Raw genomic sequence first — 15,925 nt, 5'->3', positions numbered from 1 at the left:
TCGTTAAAAAATAGAGTTTAAACTCTAAATGGTTGGGTTTGCAAATTGCGCTAATGAAAAAGAAGGCACTATTGCCTTCTTAGTCTAGTTATGTCTATTGCTCTATTTTGACTGGTTCTGGCTTGAACCTTTTAAATAAACCAATAAGGATAGGGCTGCTTAAAACCATTATTGCTAGTACTGTAAATGCCATTGTAATTGGCCTTTCCCAAAGGAAGCTAAGCTCTCCATCGCTTATCATTAATGCTCGGCGTAGGTTCTCCTCCATTAATCCTCCGAGAATGAACCCGAGAAGAAGGGGGGCGAGTGGGAAATTAGCCAGCCTCAGTGCTATCGCACCTATGGCAATCAACAACATGATAAAGACGTCCATTGTGTTGAAAGAGACCAGATAGACACCAGTGATCGAGAAGAACAATATCATTGGTAGAAGAACCGTTCTGGGAACTGCCAGCAACTTCGAAATGTAAGGGATGAGCGGTAGGTTGAGGATAACCAATACGATGTTGCCAAAGTACATTGAGATGATCACCGACCAGAATACATCAGGATGCTCGACAAATAAGCGAGGGCCAGGTTGGATACCATAGGCAATTAGTGCACCTAACATGATGGCGGTTGTCCCTGAGCCTGGGATCCCTAGCGTCAAAAGCGGGACAAACGAACCGCTGGAGGCTGCGTTGTTAGCCGATTCCGGTGCGACCAGGCCGCGGATGCTGCCTTTACCAAATTCTTCTTTCTTCTCCTTTGGGGCGAGATTCCGTTCCATACCATAGCTTAGGAAGGCTGCGATAGTCGCACCAGCGCCTGGCAACACGCCAGTAAAAAAGCCTAAGATAGAAGAGCGGATCGATACTGGCGCGACTTCCTTGACCTCTTCCTTGGTGACTTTCATGCTGCCAATGTCGCTCATTTGACTTTGCTCTTCATTGCGAGTGTCTTTCTCTGGTTTGAGTATGCCCATCAGAGTTTCACCTAGCGCAAATGTCGCCATAGCCAATAGTAAGAAACTGAAGCCATCCATTAAATCTGTGAGACCAAAAGTGAAACGCTCAACGCCGACGCCTTTGTCAATCCCCACTGTTGAAAGCATCAGGCCTAGTATGGTCATCATCCAAGCTTTGATTACCTGACCTTTACCAGCAAAGGCCGCAACGGCTGATAGGCCCAATAACATCAGTGCAAAGTAATCCGATGATTGGAAGCTAAGTGACACACTTGCCAGGGCAGGAGCCGCTACAAGCAGCATAATCGCAGATAGGGTACCACCTGTGAATGACGAGTAGGCCGCGAGCGCTAAAGCTTTACCTGCTTGGCCTTTTTGTGCCATTGGATAACCATCAAATGCCGTTACAACTGTTGATGAACAACCTGGGGCATTGATAAGAATTGAAGAAGTAGAGCCTCCGAATACTGCACCATAATAGACACCTGCCATTAGAATTAGACCAGAAGAAGGGTCTAGCCCATAGGTGATCGGGATCATCAGAGCAATAGCTGATATGGGACCAAGCCCCGGAAGCATACCGATGAAGGTACCAACGAAACATCCGACGATCACCATCATGATGTTCATCGGCATAACTGCGGTCGAAAGACCTTGTAAGATTCCATCTAACATTTGTTATTCCTTACTGTTTACGACCACATGGTGAAAATGACGCCCGGTTCCAGGTAAATATCCAGTCCTTGAGTGAGCAATAGGTAAAATGCGATGACAAAAGGGAAAGAGGCACCAAGTAGTACTTTTTTACGGCGTTCACCGAGCAGATAGAATCCGGCCAGAAGGAATAAGCCAGTCGCAAGCACAAAGCCAATGTAGGTTAGGCCTAAGCCATATAGCGCCATCAAAGCAAGGAATGCGGCTAGTAATTTCCAGTTAAAACCGACCACAGCCCCGCTTTGTTTGTCAGGTTGCCCAGTTGCTAAAAGGAGTAGTGATAAACCAATACCAACAAAGGTAAGAATGGTGGGCAGTGTTCGAGCCGTGAAAGGTTCGTATTCATCCCCGGGAAATAGGGGAATTTGTGAGGTTTGGTAACCGTAACAGAGGCATACCGCAAGAAAGATCATTGCGCCGACGCGATCACGGCATAACAAATTCTCTTTAGAGAAAAGCTGACCTTTATTGAGAGAGTTCGTTGGCAAGTCCGACATATCCAACTCCATTTGCATTCACATTGAGGGAAGAAAAAAGCCGTACAAGAGGGATTAATGAGCATGTATCACTAACCAATAAGCCATTTGTTGCTAGTCAAAGAGGCTTAGCTGTTTATTTCTAAACAAAGGAGATTGTGTCGTTACCTCAGGTACGGAAAAAAGGAAAGAGGGCAAGTGCAAGTTTGCCCTCAACAGGATTACTTGAGGAAGCCCAGCTCGCGCATCAGGTCGCCCATTTGCTTTTCTTGATCTTCAAGGAATGCGTAAAAATCTTTATCTGCCTTGTAGTTATCAATCCAGCCATTGCGATCTCGAACGACCTGCCACTCGTCGGTGTTATACATTTTCTGAAGTGCGGTGTTCCACTCATCCAGTTTCTCTTGGCTGGTGCCTGGAGCAGCGAAGAAACCGCGCCAGTTAGCGAAGACAGTGTCATTCCCATATTCAGTTAAAGTTGGAATCTCTGGGGCGGCATCTAGGCGCTTAGGAGCTGTGACCGCTAGGATTTTAACTTGCCCAGATTTTGACATCTCCAGTACTTCACCTAGACCGGTGGAAAGCAGTTGCGTTTCGCCAGAGAGTAGAGCCGCCATGGCTTTGCCACCTGCATCGTAAGCGATGTAGCGAACTTTACGTGCATCGAAACCTTCACCTTTGAACGCTGCCGCTACGACCAGATGATCCATACTGCCACGAGCTGAGCCGCCGGCAATTTTGACTTTACGAGGGTTAGATTTAAAGTCTTTAACTACGTCTTCCCAAGTGTTGTACTTGGAATCGACAGAAGTCACGATTGCGCCATAGTCTGCAATGGTGGCTGCGACCGGTGTCAGATCACGAAATGACTGAGGGAAAATGCCTGTCAGGGAGCGCACAACGATTGGAGTAGAGTTCACCATCAAGGTGTCTTCCTGACGCTGAGCGGTTTCTATCAGGTGAGCAATGGCTTTACCGCCACCACCGCCGGATAGGTTTTGGAATGAGACGTTATCGACGATATCTGACTTAACGAGAACATCACCTGTTCCACGAGCCGTCATATCCCAGCCACCACCAGCACCGCCAGGGATTAAGAAATGTATTTTTTCAAGATCAGCTGCAAAAGTGTTGAAAGAAAAAGACGCAGCGATGATTGAAGCTGCCAGTGTTGGCTTGAGTACCTTAAACATGATTCACGTTCCTTATGTTCAGATGCATCTTCATTGAGATTGCACTTATCGTTATCAGTTTTCCATTAACAAGGGAGGGAGACTCGTCAATAGATACGTTCAAGGTTAATGGTGTGTTAAATAATTGTCGTTAATACGTTGATAAAAACAATACTGTTTATTCTGTCGATTTTGTTCATAAAGTTCACGGCTCTTTTTTCCTGAAATGGTATTACTCAGCACCTGAGTGCATCACGTGTTGTTTAGCGCGTTTAAGTTGTTGAGCAACCAATATTTGGTAACTGCTAGAGAGGTGGTTTAGTAGTGGACGCTTTTCTGTTTTAGCGAAATCGAGCAAAGTTAGCTCTGAAAATGGATGCTTTTCCCACATCGTCTGAAGCGTGATAGCGAGTGAAAAGAAGTCATTTTGCGATGAGACTTCTCCACAACGAAGGAGAGAATTTAAAGGAGAGAACATAGGTGATAGGGAAGGGTTGGTCTGTATTTCATAGTATGAATTTATGGGGAGAATGCTGCCAAAATCTACCAAAAGTGTTCGGTAGCAGGGAGTGACGAGTAGATTGGATGGCTTTATATCACCATGAACAAAGCCTGCGGCATGAAGTGCTTTAAGTGCTTGTTCGGCATTGTGCGTAATTTCTTTTTTTAAAGGTTGATCCAATAAAGAAAAGTCTGCCGATAAAGATTCCACAAACTCTAATATAAGCCAGTCAACCCCTAAGCTTGAGCCGTAATCGAGATACTTAGGCCAGTATGGTGAAGAGTGATGGTGGAGAAACTCGGCCTCGGCCTTGAGTTGTTGCTTCGCATGAAGCGACCAAGCAAATTTGATAATGGTTGAACCAAAGTGAGGGTGAGTAGCAAGGTAGGCTCCACTGCGAAGTAATGAGTACTGGGTGACACCCAGTACTCTAAAGCAAGCCGCTATTTTGCTTTCTGCTTCATGGTTCATCTCCACAATTTATATACTCGAAGGTAGCGAAAAAGCCGAGAAGAAGTTCGGTACAAATGGATTATTTTGTCCTTGAGTTTTAATGCTCAGTTGTACTTGGCTGTCACCATATTTAATGGCAACTTCGGTTTGCTGAGATGTCGATGAGGCGACTCTTGGCTCAATAAGCTTAAACCAAGCCCAGTTACCTTCAAACTTCTCGTTGGCGATAGAATTAGCCTGAGCCATAATCTGGAAGCCTAACGTATCTTGCTCAATCGCTGCAGCATTCCAACTCTGCTTACTCCATAGACGTGGCCCATGCTGGTATGTAAACAGAGGCTTTTCTCCACGAATAACGAACTCTGTAACATCGGAGCTCATTTCTTTGGCTTTTAGCTGGAACTGCAAAGACATGTTTTGCGGGTCAGCTAAGAACAAAGCATTTCGAATATCACGAGCTTTCTCAATCATTTGCCAAACGGCAGGGTCTAAAGCTAAGCCAGTGTTTGGCAGCAAACCATAAAGATAGGGAGAGCGCTCTTCAGTAGAGAAACTTTTCAGCTTGCTTTGATAAAACTGATCTAAGGTCCCGTTTGTTTTAAAGAATGCGGCTACGTCTGCGGTACTCGCATCTAAACTCGCACTTTTGTTAAATGGGTAATAGGCTGCAATGGTTGTTTCATAAGGTTGGTAGACTTCTGACGTCCACGTGCTGTTGAGGTAGGCATGCGCCAAGCCCATTACTAAGTCATTGGCTTGTTGCGTCACCTGAGTCAGTATTTGTTTTGAAATATTGGGTTGTGACGACTCTTGCTGAGCCAGCAAAGTAATTGGGTTACTGGTTTTTATTTCAGCGGTTAGCGCTTGATAGGCCACTTTTTGTGGTTCTTCTGCCTCGTAGAACTTCCCTAGCCAAGTTTCAGCTTCGGTAAATTGCCCCAGCAAAGAGTCAATAGGTTTGTTGCCCTGTTCATCTGCCGTTACCTGCTTGTGGTATTGGGAAAAGGCAATAAAGATCTGTCGTGCAGATTCTTTCTTATCGACATCTTGTTCGGGTGGCTGCTCTCCTTCACTGGTAGTTTCAGGTTGAACGAGCTCCACAGAAGTGTACTTACTTACCGTGTTATATAACTGCGCCAAAGGGTTGTTCGAGGCTGTGGTCAGGACAGATAAGGTTTGTTTAAGTTGATCTGCATTTGCTAGGCTCTTGACTTGAATATGTGAGGAAAAATCACGCCAGTAATTAATGTAGTCGTTCTGGTACATTTGTTTAAGGTCACGACTGATGCGATACATTTCTAGTGCACTTGGAGACGTACCTGCAACGCCTTCATAAGCTTTGAGTGCTTCTTTCAATACTGGCGAGTCAACAGACAAATCTAGATCGTTAAAACCAGAAGGTGTAAATAAATAGGGGACTAAATAGCCGACATAGTTTGGTGAAAAAGATAGCAATTGATCAAAGTTGCTACCCAGCTCTTGTCGTACATCGATACGCTTCGAATAAGTTGGAGAGTTTAGGATATGCTCATAAAGTAATGTCTCGATACCGGTTTGATTGATCACTTTCTTCGCTAAGCTTTCTAAATCAAAGTTTGGCTTGAGTGGGACTAAGTCCTGAGCGAAGACATCATCAAGTAAGACCCTCAGTTGAGCTAAATTAACACTATCAGCCTCACCTTGTTCTTCCAATGTGTTGATGAAATAGTTTTTAAGCTCCGCGATATTTGTCCGCTCTGCATTAAATAACAGTCGGTAGTTATTTAGTAAAGACAAAGTTTTCGCTTGATCTTCAAGATTCACGTAGACAAAAAGGTCTTTTTCTAGGGTATTCTCCATTGAAGGAATTAACACACGTTGCAGCTCACTAAAGTAAGCTTTCTGCACGTCATTCATTATGCTAGAGCTTGGCATGAATGGCAGGCTGTACCAAGGCTTGGGCTCTAAATAGAGAGAGTAAATTCTATTCAGCGAATACAGATTCGGGATGTTATCCGACATGTTTTCGATGTCATAAGGTTGAGCGGCAATGGCTTCTTTGTAGCGCTCAAGCATATTATCAGCTCTTGCCTCCCTCTGGTTTTGATAATCAAAATCCAGCTTAATGATCAAGAGAACGCTTGCAAACAAACCAAGCCAAAACAAGGTGTAGGCGGTTTGCATAGTAAGAAGCATATTCTCTTTGCGACGGTTTACCCCCACCAGCTCATGTTCATTAATGATGGTATGAGTCATCAAATGCTGTGCAAACAAAGTCTGTTGTACCGGTATCTGTTGCTGTTGTTGGAACTGCTCGTTACCTAAAGACTGGTTGACAACATTGGCCAAGACATCGTGCTGACTTTGAACTGTGCCACTATGCGTAAAGTAGAATCCGCGAAAGTTTAAACCATCTTGGAGCTGATCACCGCGATACAGGCGATGTAGGAACTGCCATAAGCTTTGCTTGAGTAGCCCAAATTGATAGGGAGCGGCGCATATAGCATTACGATAGTCTTGGTTAAGCTGCGAAGCCAGAGCCGTGCTCATATTGGCAATCAATTGACTAATTAGACTGTCATATTCTTTATTAAACCAGTCTCCATCAATGCCACCATGTTTTTGAATTGGGGAGGTAGCACCAAAGACTTCGTTGCGTTTTGTTTCATCAAAGGCAGAGAAAAACTGACAGAAATCGTTGATCTGGCCCATTTGAGTGACAATGTTATATATGGGAAGGTTTAAGCCAAAAGCGCGATTAAAACCTTTGATTTCAGACTTGATCTGATCCGCTTTTTGAGTCAATGCTTCCGTTGTGCTTAGTAACTGTTTGACATCTGTAGTCAGAATGAGTCCATTCAGAGCCTGACGAGGGCGCCACTTATTCAAGCTTTGACATAATGTTTTGATATAGGCTGGGTTTTGGTCTTCCCCTAAACTCACTGAAATTAGAATGGAATGTTCACTTAACCAAAATAGAATTGGGAATTCTATATCGTTCCCGAAATCGTCCACTTTATAAGCTTCATAGCCCATCTGAGTGATGATGCTCTTATCTTTACGTGGGTCCTCACTGAGGAATAAGTATGTCGGTTGATCATAGCGACTAGTGAGTCTCTTTTTACGCTTTTGAACATTGAGCATTAACTTAAAGTTTTGTGCTAAAAGCTTACAGCGCTTGTTGATGAGCGCTTTTTCTTGATCTGAGGTTTGTGGTTTGTTCTTTCTTCTGGAGAGCAGCCAGTAACAAATATAGCCTAGAACAATGGCCACCAATATTGTCGATAAAACGCCGACCGACGTATGATCGGGATAGGCGAGCTGCCATGTCAGAACGCCACCGACCACAACAATAACGAATACTAAGAGCAGGGTCCAAAGTATGGTACTTCGTTTGTTGCTTACAGGTTTAGATGAAGTTGATTCTGCCATTCCTAAGGAGCCTCTGAAGTTTTCTTTGTGTCTTTTGTCGTTTTTCTGTTTTGCACAATGATGGCTTTAATCGCGTCTTTCTCTAGGTACCAAGCTTTGATTTCACGTGCTTGTTGAGAAGAGTTGCTACGTACAATAACGCGGAAGTAAGAGTGGAATGGTTCCACTAAAGGCGTATATGCAGAAGGCGATAGTGTGTTAATAAACGCATTGGCATTTTTTTGTGATGAGAAAGTAGCCAATTGCACCAGCCAATCTGATTTACTTGTGAGCATGGAAGGCGGAGGTGTTGCATCTACCATTTCGACCTTACTGGCTCTTTGGGGAGGATTAACTAAATCATCGTCGTTACTAATGAAAACGATGTCGTTGACCTCTCCCGATAAGATGTAGCGTTCACTAAAGTCAGGCAGCAAGCTAAAATCTCGCGCTCGTTGAGACATGGTCTTTTCATACCAGAAGTGTGTTAACCCAATGCTTAGCGCCACTAACGTACTAAAAAACAACGTGGTAAGTAGGTAACGTTTTCTGCGAGTTGGTTTACGCGCTTTGGGCAGTTTTACTCTTGTACGGCAATGGATACTGTTACTTTGCCGGTATTGACTAATGACTTGCTCTAATTGGTGAATAAAGCTTTTTAACTGTTCGCTACCTGTTTCGCGATATTGGCCTTTGAAGCCAATGTTGAGAAAAATGTAGATGATTTCAAGTAAATCGATAAGTTTATGAGGCTGGCGTATTGCCTTTTCCGCAACAGTGAAAAATAACTCTCCGCCGTTACGCATCCCAAATAACTCGCTGAGTAGCGTTTTATTTTCCCAACCCCGTTTCTCACCCCATTCGCTGTAGATAATAAGCTCATCCAGCACGACAGCATACAGAAAGCAGAGCTTATCGATGACAGCGACAGGGTAAGTTAACTCTGCCCCTTTAGACTTGATTTCATTGATATTGCTGACAAGCTGGTGGCGTAATGTAGTGACATCTTCAGGTTCAGGAAGAGTCGAAACTTTGAGCGTTGTCGCCAATAATTCACTACTAATATTAATCAGCTGATTTTCAGCTTTATCGAAAAAATTCAGAAAGTCATGATGGCTTTTGCTCGCGTGAACAGGAGCCCAATGGGTTGTTGTATCGTCACTGTTTTTGTCTGTAAAGTCTGATTTGTTGGTATCCCAAACCAGTGTTTCTTCGTCTAAGTAGTCCATAGGCATTATCTCAACGCGTACAACATGACTTCTAATTCACCAATGCGAGTATCGACGTGAAGCGCTATCGCATCACGGTTTTCAAGCATCTCTAGCCACATTCTGTCTGAGGTGTCGACTTCAAAATAGGAAACACCTTGCATTGGTTTAAGCTCGCTTGGAGCAACGGGTAGTGGTGACAACGCGATTCCGGACAAGCTGTTTCTAACCAGCTCAACGATACGAGCATTGTTACCTAGCTTGGCTGCGACTGGGAAAAGCTCATTCAATTCGGCGCTACTGATATTGGATTTGACGGCCAATACGAAACGACGATTAGAGACACTTGCCGTATCTTTTATCAAGGTTCTTAGAAGTCGACGGCGTTCGAATAGGGAAGAATCCCAGTTAAATTCAATCACAGAATCCTGCTGAACCAGAGTCAGCATATTGCGTAGGCTAGAAAACAGCGGATTAAAGCTGTCATAAAGCCTGTGATATTGCAGGTTACTGCATGGATCCGGTATTGCCGGCGTTAATGCCATGATTTGAGCTTCAAACTTGCGTAGTTCGAGGTACAAATCATGAGTTTGGAATTTGGGGTTGTTAATTGTGAGATCGAACCAGGGAAGCCAAGTATTCAATGTCTGTAGCCAGAGGTAGTCTTGCATCATTGACTGAGGGCTTTTTTGCCCTTGACCAGCTTGAATACGTTTGAGTAGGTTGGTGGCTCGATTAGAAGATAGGGCGTGTATCTCTTTCATACGTTCCACTAATAGTGTTGAAGCCCCATAGTGGAGGCAAGCTGGAATAAATGCTCGGTCAAGCACCACATCCCCAGATTCACTACTTTCCAGAATTTTGGAAATAGGGATCAGTGTAAAACCAGAGGTGTCTTCACCTTCTAATTTGATGGAAATGTTGAGCTGCGCAACATCAATCTCTACGCTGGCATTTTCTGATGTTGAAGTATCGAAGACACTGATCGATTGGGTTATATAGCGACTTTGCTCTGCTTCGTCACTACCGTAGTCATTATTACCTTGTAACGAAATTGGCAAAGCGAGATAAGCGATAGTCTCAATAGTGCCTTGTGGGATATCTCGGGCGACTTCTTCTCTTAACTCAAAATGGGTTCCATCGGGGAATACGCCAGCCGAAGACGCGACAGAGAGCTTGCCGATTTTAAGCAAATCGTGATTGATGGTTAATTCAGTCACACCATAAAAGGGAGCAAATCCAGCTAATGTCTCGATATTTTGGCGAACATAGTTTTGAACATATCGATCCTGCTGTTGAAAATGCTGTGGGGCAATGAACATACCTTCTTGCCATACTACTTTTTTGAATGCGTCCACGTACTTTCCCTACTTTATGATTAAAATAACTTCCACCAGGGAGAATCTGGCGTAATAACTTCTAGCTTGGCCTTGTCACCTGAAATACTGAGCTGCAAATACTCGTCTGAGGTTTTTGGCAACATAGATACTGACTTAGGCTCACTTTGCTGGTAATCGATAAATTCGACCAACACTGCAACGTATTGTGTTTGATTATTAATATCTAACGCTATCTTTTGTTCACTACCGGGAATAACAATCGGTAGTATTTGTTTCGAGACTAAATTGGCGCTGAGCAGTTGCACATCATTACTGTATAGGTCAATAAAAGGCTGCTGCTTAAACATCTGTGCATCAGTCAATTGATATAATCTAACCACAACGGGGTTCGATTCATTGGAATCCGAAGGGTTGGCCGATTTATCTGACTTAATTGCTAAAGAGTATTGAGTTACAACAGGCGCAGGATCTGACGAACAACCGATCAGAAACAGGGCCAAAACAACACACCACTTGGCCATTAACTTTCCTCTCTTTGTTTCTGCATGTTCTCCATAAAAAGAGCTTTGAATTGGCGTCTAAAATCTCCATTCTCTTGTCTGTGCTGGAAGTGTTTGCGATAAATTTTCCAGTATTTCTTCTCTTTATTGGTAAACATTCCGCCAGAGATATAATCGCTAAACTGTCTCTCAAGCTGAGTCGGTGCGAATTCGTTCAAGAACTGATCAACCGTTTTTTCGAGGGCATCAAACAGCGCTTCATGATGCAAGGTCGGGTTTCTCAGGTATTTATTGTTCTTCTCTGTCATAGAAAGAAGTTTTTCTAGCGATGCTTCTATGGGTACACCTGCTTTCGAATGTACAGGTAAAAACTCAGGTTCTTCTGGGTTTTGGGCCACTTTCGAGTTGATATCATCAACTTCGACGTGTTGAGCAATCAGATCTTCATCTAAGTCTTCAAAAGGGTCCGCAGCAAATGGATCATCACTTAAGATGTTATCTTCAGAAAAATGGTTGTTCTTTTTACTTTCCACGGGAGAGGGTTCTTCCTCTAAAAAGTCAATATCATCATTATCTAGTTGAAGCGAAAAAGGTTCAGAAAACAGCTCGTCATCTTTCTTCTCATCTTGAGGTTGCTCGGAGGTGATGAGAGTGGAGACCAGCATGGTATAATTCTCGACCTTAAGAATATCGCCATCGCTGAGCGGGTATTCTTTTCCTTTCGCCATTGATTTATCGTTCAGTACGGCACTGTTTTGGCCTGTACTCTTTACACTGTATCCATTATCGGTAAGGCGAATACTGCCATGTACTCTTGAAATGCGTTTGCTTTGGTCGGGTAAAGAGATATCACAAGAAGTCGCCCGTCCAAATTCACCACCTGTTTTTGGTAAGTACACGACACGAGAAGTGACTACCTCATCAGAGGGTACTGAAATCAAATGAATGCTAATTGTCACTTGTTACCCCTCACACTTTAAAATCGCTGCATTAAATGCAGATAGGAAACCTGAGTACTTGTTAAGGAATCGATTTGAAAAGTAGACGCCCATTGGTTTGGTGTCCATCAATTGTGATTGAAAGAAATCCTCAGGTAGTGAAGCTTCCTTTAGTTCACCCCGGAAGACTTTTTCATCCTCCAATGCAACATCAATTTCCCTTTGTTTTAAAAGCTTTAGTAATACTTTAGCATCTCGGGGCTGTTTGACTACGTTGAATCCGTTGCGCTTTAGCCAAAACCACTTGTTGGACCCAAATTTAGCTGAAAACTTAAGGTTTACTTTGGTAAGTTCATCCATTTTGGGCTCTACACCGGGCCCAAAGTACCAGCGTAACTCTTGTTGAGCGATCGGTGCTGATAGTGTTGCGTATTCATCTCGTTCTGCCGTTTGAGTTGCAACAAAAAAGCCATGCTGTGTACCGCTTTGAACTCGCAGCTGTGCATCAGACCAAATCGTCATTGTGATCTGGTAAGGCTGACCCATATGGCTTAGGGCGCACTTTACTTTACCCAGAGCGATTCCCTGCATCTGGCCATGTTTATAGTCTTGATAGGGCGGCCAATCCTGAGTGGTTAAATGCAATCGCGCAGGGCCAAATGTTGTTTGTGCGGATGCATTGGCCACAGTGATAAGACCAAGTAGAATTGCTAGGCAGAAAGTAAAATGCGGCATCATTCTGACCATTCATTTCCTCCAATAAGCTCGGAAATCTTTAATATTGAAACTGGTGGATAATAATCGAGGGCACGAGCTGCGCCGACATTGACTATGTATGAGTACTGAGTCAGTGGCTCAATAGGCACATCACTAGGTTCGTATCTTCCACTCAGTATTTGCTCTGCTTTGTGGCCAGCAAACTGGCCGACATTGTAATAACGGCTCACAATGCCAAAAAGAGCGTCATGTTTTCTTATTGGTGATTCGGTTGCAGAAAACGTCGCAATACCTTGTCGATGTAAGCTGTCTACAATATCTTTGCCCTGACTGATAATGTATGAATCTGGTGGAAGGTAGGCGAGTTGAACACCATCTTCCAACATAAGATCGACGACCTTTCCAACTGAGCTGGAATCAGGTTTGTCGTTTATTGTTCTGAGAGGATACAAATACACATCCTTTTTGAATTTTGCTGAAAGTGTTTGTATGCTGCGCGCTGTTACTACTGCATTGTTTTCTAAAGGGTTGAAAATAATGCCGATAGTTTCGATACCGTTTAGCTGACTGATGGCGTTGAACTGTACATTATGTGGAACAATATGGCTAACACCAGTAAAATTTCGTCCATCTTCTTCTAAAGAGCTCACTATTTTTGAACCCACGGGATCAGTGACGATACTGAACACAACGGGGGTATCACTTTCTTCTCGGAAAAGGCTTGGGTTGTGTTCTGTGCCTAAAAGGTTAAGAGTGATTGTGGTGCCAAATGTATAGATTAAATCTGGGTTTAAATTATCTATGCTTTCTAAGTGCTGGCTTAAGGTTGCTTTGTCACGTTTTGCATCTAGCACTGTATAGCGTATGTTCATTTTTTCGGATAAGTAATCCATAAATCCACGCTCAGCATCGGTGATGCCGCGCCATAACACCATTACGACATGTTTTTCGCTTCCTGAATCTGCCGCTGGCACAGCAAACGGCAGAAGAATTAGCAAACACAAAAGCAAAGCCTTCATTTTACCACCTCCACTTGGTTTCTGTCTCTGCGGACAAACAAGCTATAGAAGCTCAGCAGAACAATAGAACTTATTAGTAATGCAATACCAAACAGCATAATGGTGCTTTGGAAACCTAAAACACTTAAAGCAAGCCCAGCGACTAATGGGCCTGCGATATTGCCAATACGTTCGGTCAGTCGGAATATACCAATCGTCTTGCCTTTATCCAGCCCAGAACCTGACAATAGCTCTATTATGAGTGGAACTTGCGGAGAAACACATAGGCCGTGTGCGATACCCACGAGTATAACTATCATGAGTAAGCCAAATGTCCCCGGGAGCATCATAATATTGATCAATGCGGCGGCAGACAAGATACCACCGGCAAAGATAAAGGCAATTTTGTTATTCCACTTGTCAACTAGCGACGCAGCGAGAGGTGAGATGATGATAATGGCAAGCCCATATGTCATCATTACACGACCCGAAACAGCGCTACTTTCTCCTAGCGACTGCAAATAAACCGGACAGATGTAATATAAGAAGCCTGTTAAAACCACTTTTGCAGGAATGGCACTAAAGAAGGTAATGAGTGCAAAATACTTATTACTCAACAGTATTTTAAAGTCAGTTAACTGTACAGGCTTGCTTTCACTATTGGTTTCTCCACGATCAAAGAAGATGATGACTAGCATTACCCCAACGATCGCTAAAGCGGCGGCAAGCATAAATGTCATCGAGTAGCCAAGTTTGTCCGCTAGAACGCCACCAATTGCCGCCCCACAAAGTGAACCCGAGAAAAAGGCTGATAAGAAGGTCGACATCCCTTTAGTTCTGTTTTGCGTATTTGTTGTATCAGTGACATAGCCTTGAGCCGAAATGAATACGATACCGTAACCAACAGCGGTTACTGCTCTAGCAACAAGCAGCAACTCAAGGTTGGGACTTAGGGCGGTTGCCACTAGCCCCACAGCAGTTAGAAGACCACCACCGATGAGAGACTTTCTTCGGCCGACTTTGTCAGACCAGTAGCCAGCAAAGGGAAGAGATAGGGCCCAACACAACATAAAGAGTGAAATAGGTAAACTGGTGACTAAGTCTGTTGGGATCCAATTCTGCGTGCTTGGCAAGCTGGCTACAAAGTTAGGGAAAAAGGCTAGGGAGGCGGCCTCTGAGAATATTAAGATAAATAGAGGAAGTCTAACAAAACGGTAGTCCTGAATGTTTTTCTCAGGGAGCGTTTTGCTGTCAAAAGTACTCTTTATGAGGGCATTTAGCTTACCGATGAGAGAGCCAAGCTCGTCATTGGATTGAACCTTAACAAGATATGGGATTTGTTTATGTTCGCCCATCGCAATCAACTGTTTAATCTGCCTCCATGGTTTGATGATCATGAAGTGACAGATAAATAAAATGATTTCAATAACGAACAATCCTGAGGCAACAAGGACTGTGATCATATCCATAATACTATCTTTGATCATCTGTGGGATGATATTAGTATCAGCCATCATTTGAAGCTTAATCATTCCAGTAGTATCTATCGGAATAGACAACTCGCTTGCTTCGACATAATCTGGGAAAAAGTCGGGATGTTGATAGAGAGCCGTTTCGTTACGTTCCAAACGAATAGAAAGCAATTCAGGGTGATGTTCAATATAAGATGAAAATTCTTCTTCTAGACCCATTAATCGTTCGAGAGGTACTCCTTCATTAATGATGCGTCCAATCATATGGGAGAGTGTATCGCCGATAAGGTTAGACTTTTGTTCTAGCTGATTTTCATAAACAACGGAGAAGTTATTCAATGATTGATAGGAACTTCCTAAGTTTGAAGCTACTGTTAAAACAATCGCGAGAAGAATGATAAGAAGTGGAAAATACTTTGCACGGACTTTGTTCCACTTAGAACTAGTTCGGTCAGCGATAATATGGCTTTTAACTGAGGTTAGCAGTTGTTTTTCGGTCATCCTTTCAGTATTTATTACACTGGTCGCTGATTTGACTTTTTTCAGCAGAAAATCAAGCAAAGAGTTTAGTGCCAAATATCCAATGACCGCAGCGACTAAAACCCATAAAAGGGTGTCCATGACTTGTTGATAAAGCAAAGTTTGTTTGATTTGCTCAAGATAAAGTGGCGAGTAGTAAAGTCGCAACTCCCCTTCTTTTACATTGAATGTATTTACAATATCGGTAGTCAGCAGCCTGTCAGTGTCGAATTTAGCTACTCCTGTAGTAAACAGGACGTCGTCAGAACTGTTTACGACTTGAATCTTACTGATACCATCAACAAGCTCTAGGCGTCTTTCGATGAGAGATTGGATATTCGAGATAGAAGAAAGGGGGAGCCCCAAACTCATTGCCTGTCGAATGTCATTATCAGTCTCGTCCAGTACCACCTGATAAGTTGAGTCACTTGTCTGGGTTAGACGTTTATCGAAGTTGAGGTAGTTTAATGTTGTATTTAACCCGTTAGAAAACAGCAAGACAGCCACAATGGCCAAAATAAGCTTGGCTCGCAGTGAGATAAATCGTTGAGCTTTAACCATGTATCCAGTATCCATCTTG

The 15,925-nt window shown here is 43.4% G+C and carries 12 protein-coding genes; all 12 read right to left on the bottom strand.

Going from position 1 to position 15,925, the window contains the following annotated elements:
* Positions 1–94 precede the first annotated feature (94 nt).
* Positions 95–1,621 carry a tripartite tricarboxylate transporter permease gene (locus L1D31_RS07565; protein WP_239836483.1) on the bottom strand — a complete coding sequence of 509 codons (1,527 nt, stop codon included), beginning with the start codon at positions 1,619–1,621 and terminating at the stop codon, positions 95–97.
* A gap of 17 nt (positions 1,622–1,638) precedes the next feature.
* A complete protein-coding gene (locus L1D31_RS07560) occupies positions 1,639–2,169 on the bottom strand; it encodes a tripartite tricarboxylate transporter TctB family protein (protein WP_239836482.1) in 531 nt (176 codons plus the stop codon).
* A 188-nt stretch (positions 2,170–2,357) separates the two neighbouring features.
* On the bottom strand, positions 2,358–3,329 hold the full coding sequence (locus tag L1D31_RS07555; protein WP_239836481.1) for a tripartite tricarboxylate transporter substrate binding protein: 972 nt from the start codon (positions 3,327–3,329) through the stop codon (positions 2,358–2,360).
* A gap of 211 nt (positions 3,330–3,540) precedes the next feature.
* Positions 3,541–4,281 (bottom strand): protein kinase, encoded by a 741-nt coding sequence (locus L1D31_RS07550; RefSeq protein WP_239836480.1) that lies wholly within the window; start codon positions 4,279–4,281, stop codon positions 3,541–3,543.
* 9 nt (positions 4,282–4,290) lie between these two features.
* Positions 4,291–7,674, bottom strand: coding sequence for a type VI secretion system membrane subunit TssM (gene tssM, locus L1D31_RS07545; RefSeq protein ID WP_239836479.1), 3,384 nt, complete (start codon positions 7,672–7,674; stop codon positions 4,291–4,293).
* 2 nt (positions 7,675–7,676) lie between these two features.
* Complete coding sequence (gene icmH / locus L1D31_RS07540) at positions 7,677–8,882, bottom strand: type IVB secretion system protein IcmH/DotU (RefSeq protein WP_239836478.1); 1,206 nt, start codon at positions 8,880–8,882, stop codon at positions 7,677–7,679.
* A 5-nt stretch (positions 8,883–8,887) separates the two neighbouring features.
* Positions 8,888–10,219 carry a type VI secretion system baseplate subunit TssK gene (tssK, locus tag L1D31_RS07535; protein ID WP_239836477.1) on the bottom strand — a complete coding sequence of 444 codons (1,332 nt, stop codon included), beginning with the start codon at positions 10,217–10,219 and terminating at the stop codon, positions 8,888–8,890.
* 20 nt (positions 10,220–10,239) lie between these two features.
* Positions 10,240–10,722, bottom strand: coding sequence for a type VI secretion system lipoprotein TssJ (gene tssJ, locus L1D31_RS07530; protein ID WP_239836476.1), 483 nt, complete (start codon positions 10,720–10,722; stop codon positions 10,240–10,242).
* The gene (locus L1D31_RS07525; protein ID WP_239836475.1) at positions 10,722–11,660 is read right to left on the bottom strand and encodes an FHA domain-containing protein; all 939 of its coding nucleotides are present in this window, start codon (positions 11,658–11,660) and stop codon (positions 10,722–10,724) included. The genes tssJ and L1D31_RS07525 overlap by 1 nt, the downstream gene beginning before the upstream one ends.
* A 3-nt stretch (positions 11,661–11,663) precedes the next feature.
* Entirely contained in the window at positions 11,664–12,377 is a 714-nt protein-coding gene (locus tag L1D31_RS07520; RefSeq protein WP_239836896.1) for a transporter substrate-binding domain-containing protein, read from the bottom strand.
* On the bottom strand, positions 12,374–13,375 hold the full coding sequence (locus tag L1D31_RS07515; RefSeq protein WP_239836474.1) for an ABC transporter substrate-binding protein: 1,002 nt from the start codon (positions 13,373–13,375) through the stop codon (positions 12,374–12,376). Before L1D31_RS07515 ends, L1D31_RS07520 begins: the two co-directional genes overlap by 4 nt.
* Positions 13,372–15,921 carry an MFS transporter gene (locus L1D31_RS07510; protein WP_239836473.1) on the bottom strand — a complete coding sequence of 850 codons (2,550 nt, stop codon included), beginning with the start codon at positions 15,919–15,921 and terminating at the stop codon, positions 13,372–13,374. Before L1D31_RS07510 ends, L1D31_RS07515 begins: the two co-directional genes overlap by 4 nt.
* Between the last annotated feature and the right edge of the window lie 4 nt (positions 15,922–15,925).

Origin of the sequence: Vibrio sp. Isolate23 (genome assembly GCF_022398095.1) — a bacterium.
GTDB lineage: Bacteria > Pseudomonadota > Gammaproteobacteria > Enterobacterales > Vibrionaceae > Vibrio > Vibrio coralliilyticus_A.
This window is presented reverse-complemented; position numbering and strand designations above follow the sequence as displayed.